Annotated in this window: 2 protein-coding genes and 1 pseudogene; 1 reads left to right on the forward strand and 2 read right to left on the reverse strand. The window is 41.1% G+C overall.

Annotated features, from left to right (window positions below; translation table 11 throughout):
- Nucleotides 1–427: 427 nt before the first annotated feature.
- Nucleotides 428–2,089, forward strand: a complete 1,662-nt coding sequence (locus ACXADT_RS21700) for a PAS domain S-box protein (RefSeq protein WP_474835893.1) — start codon at nucleotides 428–430, stop codon at nucleotides 2,087–2,089.
- 34 nt (nucleotides 2,090–2,123) lie between these two features.
- Here the strand turns inward: ACXADT_RS21700 and ACXADT_RS21705 are convergent, their stop codons facing one another.
- Together ACXADT_RS21705 and ACXADT_RS21710 are read right to left on the reverse strand one after the other, a co-directional pair.
- Nucleotides 2,124–2,354, reverse strand: coding sequence for an excisionase family DNA-binding protein (locus ACXADT_RS21705; RefSeq protein WP_474835894.1), 231 nt, complete (start codon nucleotides 2,352–2,354; stop codon nucleotides 2,124–2,126).
- A 5-nt stretch (nucleotides 2,355–2,359) separates the two neighbouring features.
- Nucleotides 2,360–2,876, reverse strand: a pseudogene (locus ACXADT_RS21710) (DUF1836 domain-containing protein).
- Nucleotides 2,877–2,955: the final 79 nt, after the last annotated feature.

The raw sequence follows: 2,955 nt of genomic DNA on the forward strand, positions 1-2,955 counted from the left end.
ACAATTCGTGCTCACGAATAATTTAAATAGCAAGTTTACTTGTATATAGTAGCACAATTTGATCAATTAAAGATGCAGTTATATTTAAATTATCATCTCTAATAAATGGAAGAAATATACAAAAGGCCGGTGGCACTCAGCCCTGCAATACACTTTAAAAATCTCCATCTGCTGCGGTAAAAGGAATATTCGTACGGTGGAAAACCGACTGAATATTCCTTTTACCGCAGCAGATGGAGATTTTTAAAGCATATATTGCAGGGCTGGTGAGAATCTGCCACCGGCCTTTTGTATATTTCTTCCATTTATTAGAGATGATAATTTAAATATAACTGCATCTTTAATTGATCAAATTGTGCTACTATATACAAGTAAACTTGCTATTTAAATTATCGTGAGCACCGATTGCTTACATAGGAGTTCGGAAATGAAAAAAAGGAAATACTTATTAATCTTTCTCTTACTCAGTATAGTTTGGATTTTCGGAACAAACTATCTGCTCGACTTATATGCTCCCTCACCTTTAATTGAACGGATCGAGCATTCGAAGGAAATCCTTTATGTTATGCTGGCCGGCTGGTTTTTCTATTTTTTCATTACAAAAATGGAAGAACTCACTGCTGCCAAGGAAGAAGAAAAGCGACTTTCGACCTTGATTAATTCGATGGTCGATTTTGTCAATTTCAAAGACGGTGAAGGCAGATGGATCGAAGCGAATGATTTCGGCCTAAAGCTGTTCGACCTGGAAAACGTTGATTATAAAGGGAAGAAGGACTCGGAATTAGCTGAATACAGCGGCTTTTTTAGTGATGCATTAAGGTACTGTGAAACCTCGGACGAGGAAGCATGGAAAGCAGGCGGGATCATTCGTGTCGAAGAAGTGCTTCCGCAGCCGGATGGAACCACTAAGACCTTTGATACGATAAAAGTCCCTCTCTTCAATGATGACGGCAGCCGGCAAGGTCTGGTCATCATCGGCCGGGATATCACCGAGCGAAAGAATGTGGAAACTTTGCTTGAAGAGAGCCGCCAGCAATATCGTTCCTTGTTTGAATACACCCCGGATATTGTGTCGATGCTCGACTTGAATGGAACCATCACGAATCTTAACCCTCAGTTCCAAAAAATCACAGGGTTAATTCGTGATGAATATATCGGTCAAAACCTGGCTGAAATCATTCCTGAATCCCATAGGCAGCAGGTTTTAGACAAGGTTACAAATGTGGTGGAAAATCAGTGCCCACAAATGTTCGAACTGGAATTACTGCACAAGAACGGTAAGCCGCTCATATTCCAAAACACTACGCTTCCGATTATTGTGAATGATAAAATCGCCGGCATTATCTGTAATTCAAGGGATGTCACAGAAATGCGCGAAACCGAGGAGCGTCTGAGGAGAGCAGACAAGCTTTCCGTAGTTGGTGAACTGTCAGCGAGCGTCGCCCATGAAATCCGCAACCCGCTCACTTCATTGAAGGGGCTGGTGCAGCTACTGCAAATGGAAGATGAGAAGCATCAGCTTTACTATCAAATCATGATTGACGAATTGAACAGGATCAACCATATTGTCAGCGAGCTGCTGCTACTGGCCAAGCCTCAGCGAATTAAATTCACAGAAGCAGACTTGCAAGTAATACTACACGATGTCATTTCGCTGCTAAAAACGGAAGCCAGCCTGCACAATATTCAAATCGAATTTCAGGTTCTAGACCATCCGGTAATGATTGAATGCGAGCCAAACCAGCTCAAGCAGCTGTTCATCAATATCGTGAAAAATGCGATTGAAGCATCTTCAGCGGAGGATGTCGTCCTGATTTCATTGCAGAGCTCCGATCATGACGTCACAGTTAGGGTTAAAGACCAGGGTGTCGGAATCTCTAAAGAACTGCTCGAAAGGATCGGCGAACCATTCTATTCATCAAAGGAAAAAGGCACCGGTCTTGGGATGACAGTCAGCTTCAAAATTGTCCAATCCCACAATGGTACGATCAAGTTCAACAGCGAGCCTGAAAAAGGAACGGAAGTCATCATACAATTGCCGATCAAGCACGAAGGCAAAATGAAAAATAACGAAGAACCAGCACATTAAAAACGCGAGAGGCCAACTGTCCTCTCGCGTTTTTTTAATCTTCATCCTTTATATCAATATCCTCAGGCACAGGTTCACTCAAAATTTCTTCTACTAGCTTTTTATATTTTTCTACCTGTTTAATATGAGTATTGAATTGATCTTTGTAAATTAAGTATTGATTCCCATCATGAATCGCCCTGATTTTCCTCTGAAAAATCATATTCTCGATTTGAGGTTCGGGCAACGATAAGTATTCTGCTGCTTCTTTGACTGTTAGATACACTTATTTCATTCCTTTTTCTTATTTTTATCGGCAAGCTGATCAACGAGCTTCTCTGCTGTCCTTCTGTAAAAATTGCTTATATTAACCAAGGATGCAATCAGCAGTACGGTTTCCAGCTCATCAGGATCATCAGGATCATCTGTCTCCAAACCCTGCACTTCCTCTTTCACCTCTTGTTCCGCTTTCAGGACATCCCCATTAAAAATCTCAATATTTTTCTCATGGAGATTCAAATAACTTTGATAAAACTGGTCAAGTGCTAACTCGCCGGACTCAGTCCTTTGGTTAATACCTGCAAGGGACTGTTTGATGTCCTGAATCGATAGAACGCCCTTGAGCTGATAGATCAGGCTGATCAGGATAATATGTTCTTTCGAATATTTTTTATTTTTAATAGGAAAGAACAGTTTCCCTTTTCTTTTGCGTAATTATCGGATCATCGTTTTCGTCAGGACTTTTTCGTCCTCATTCCTTGTCGAGCTGCCAAAAATTCTTTTCGAACAGCTGGATCACCTGATCCATATACAAATCGATTTCTGGTATATCCGCAAGTGCTATATTAGGTGCTGTACGTCCTGAAGTAAGTGTGGGTGTTAACCTT

The organism is Anaerobacillus sp. ABR4_321, from assembly GCF_056158505.1.

What these genes read in the sequence shown, in the direction of transcription:
- ACXADT_RS21700 (WP_474835893.1), top strand. Translation starts at nt 428, where the DNA reads ATGAAAAAAAGGAAATACTTATTAATCTTTCTCTTACTCAGTATAGTT.